We start from the raw sequence: 2214 nt of genomic DNA on the forward strand, positions 1-2214 counted from the left end.
GGGCGTTACTATGAGGGATTGGGGGAAAGATCGCTGCCTGTTGGCTACCCCTCCTCCCAACTATGAGACTTTGGGGGAAGCCCGCTAAAGGGCTGGTTTCCAAGGGCAGGAATGGCCGCAACTATGAGATTTTGGGGGAACGGGCCTTACGGGCCAGGCGCTCGGTCCGCTCCAGGCGGCGTACGGACGTATGCGGCGGCAGGACGGCTTCGACGGTGCCGGTGATACGGGCGCGGCGGCCGATGCGGGGGCGCTCGCTCTCCGCGAACGCCTCCCGAAGGGCGTCGGCATCTTTCGTCGCCCAGTGGATATGGACAGCCGCTACGCGCTTCCCCTGCTTCACCGGCAGGACATAGACGTTGAAGGCGGCGAGCGCGTTGATCTCGTCCACGGCCGGCTTGACCACGTGCTTGTTCAACTCGCCGAACGTCTTGTATTTGCCGGGCATGACGCCCAGCATTTCGCGGAATTCATCAAGCGTGAACTGGTGCATCTGTTTCAGGCCAAGGCCGGTCAGCTGCGCGACATTCTCGTAAAGGCTGACGGCGTATTTCGATGAAAAGGCCATCAGCACGGGCAGCTTGATCTTGCCCCAGATGGTCGAGGTTTTCAGGATATCGACCAGGCGGCGGTCGAAGCTGTAGGTCAGGACGCCGGCCGGCCGGTCCGGGTCGTCCATGTCGTTACCGCCGAGGAACTGGACGCGGCGCGTCTTGCCGTTCGGCATGCGGACGGTGAGGATCGCCCGCATCAGGGCCGTCACCGCCTCCTCCACCCGCTCATAGCCCTTGTGGCCGTCTGCTTTGAGGGCGTCGATCTCGATCGTGTAGTCCCTGCCCTCCGTGACGCCCTGCATGTGGGCGTTGTGCCAGAGGACGGTGATCGCGCGGCGGGCGTTCAGGGTCAGCTCGTGATGGCCGCTGACCTGAATGAGTTCAGCCGGCTTCGACGCCTCGTTGTGGTTGCGAGGCTTGAGGTCCAGAACGAGGAGCTTGGCGGTGTCCTTCTGCATGGTGCGGCGAGTCTAGCTCAAACTATGAAAAGCTAAAAATGAAAAATCACCGCCGTGAGTTTCATACATAGCCAGACGGTTCTGCCTACCACTGCACCGTCATACCACTACAGTGGTTTAGTGGTTTAACGGCATGGTGGTGTAGTGACATGCCCCCTACCCTTTCCGGTCGCCGGTTCGCTCGGGATGGCCCCGGTCTTCCAGCACGCGGTCGAGGCCCTCCATGATGAGGTCATGCACGCGGCGGTGTTCGGTGAAGGCGATTTCCCGCAACCGCTGATGCACGGCCGGCGGAATGTAGATGGTCGATTTGACCACGTCGGGCTTGGCTGGGGGCTTCGCCTGTAGCTTCGGCTCGGGTGCTGCGACGCGGGCGGACGGCGCTGCCGGCTCCGGCGTCTCAGGCAGTTCCTGTTCGAGCTTGGCGAGGAAGGACGTTCGCTTTGCCATTCGGCTTTTCCTTGTCGTTGAGGCGTTTCGCGGTCCAGGCCCAGAGCTGCCGCATCTCGTCGGCCGCCTTGCCCTGGGGGCTGTATTCGGTGACGCCCTGCCCGGCCGCCATGGCGTCCTGATAGTCGGCACGAAGCCCGAGCATCGGCGCGGCCAGGCTGCCCATCATGTGCAGACCTTCGGCGGCGTCAGTGGCGCGGCCGCTGCTGCGATGGGGCGGGCATTGGTTGAGAACGAAGGCGAAGGGACGGGACAGGCCCATGAGGGTCTGCACGGTCGCCTTGGACGCCCGGATATCCATTAAGGTCGGCCGCGCGGGCAACAGGCACAGGTCGGCCGCTTTCATGGCGAGGTTGCTGGCGGTCGAGGCGATGCCGGGGCAGTCGAGCAGAACGAGGGTCATGCCGGCCTTGTCCAGGCTGGCCAGCAATTCGGGCAGGCGGCTCAACCGGTCACTGTCGATCTGGTCCACGGCCGGCGTTTCGGCCTCACGGTCGTTGCCCCAGGCGATCAGCGAGCCCTGCGGGTCGAGATCCAGGACAATGACGGTTTCGCCGGCTTCGGCGGCGGCAACGGCGAGGCTGGCGGCAATGGTGGTTTTGCCGCTGCCGCCTTTCTGGGTCACGAGGGCGATCGTTTTCATACGGCCAAGCCTATCAGCCGAATCACCCGTTTCAAAGTGGTTTAGCGGTAAGCCACCATGCCACCAGACCACTAAGCCGTTATACCACTAAACCACTATAGTGGTTCAT

3 protein-coding genes are annotated in these 2214 nt (G+C 63.2%); all 3 read right to left on the reverse strand.

Annotation, left to right across the window (positions count from 1 at the left end; genetic code table 11):
- Window positions 1–121: 121 nt before the first annotated feature.
- The 3 genes from FV242_RS33665 to FV242_RS33675 all read right to left on the reverse strand — a co-directional run bounded on the left by FV242_RS33665 (window position 122) and on the right by FV242_RS33675 (window position 2105).
- Window positions 122–1012, reverse strand: coding sequence for a replication initiation protein (locus FV242_RS33665; RefSeq protein WP_147941991.1), 891 nt, complete (start codon window positions 1010–1012; stop codon window positions 122–124).
- 156 nt (window positions 1013–1168) lie between these two features.
- Window positions 1169–1462, reverse strand: coding sequence for a hypothetical protein (locus FV242_RS33670; protein ID WP_147941992.1), 294 nt, complete (start codon window positions 1460–1462; stop codon window positions 1169–1171).
- The gene (locus FV242_RS33675) at window positions 1413–2105 is read right to left on the reverse strand and encodes a ParA family protein (protein ID WP_147941993.1); all 693 of its coding nucleotides are present in this window, start codon (window positions 2103–2105) and stop codon (window positions 1413–1415) included. Before FV242_RS33675 ends, FV242_RS33670 begins: the two co-directional genes overlap by 50 nt.
- Between the last annotated feature and the right edge of the window lie 109 nt (window positions 2106–2214).

Origin of the sequence: Methylobacterium sp. WL64 (assembly GCF_008039945.1) — a bacterium.
Classification (GTDB): domain Bacteria; phylum Pseudomonadota; class Alphaproteobacteria; order Rhizobiales; family Beijerinckiaceae; genus Methylobacterium.

Excerpts from the sequence above, each read along its gene's own strand:
- FV242_RS33665 (WP_147941991.1), bottom strand. The coding sequence starts at position 1,012 with ATGCAGAAGGACACCGCCAAGCTCCTCGTTCTGGACCTCAAGCCTCGC.
- FV242_RS33670 (WP_147941992.1), bottom strand. The coding sequence starts at position 1,462 with ATGGCAAAGCGAACGTCCTTCCTCGCCAAGCTCGAACAGGAACTGCCT.
- FV242_RS33675 (WP_147941993.1), bottom strand. The coding sequence starts at position 2,105 with ATGAAAACGATCGCCCTCGTGACCCAGAAAGGCGGCAGCGGCAAAACC.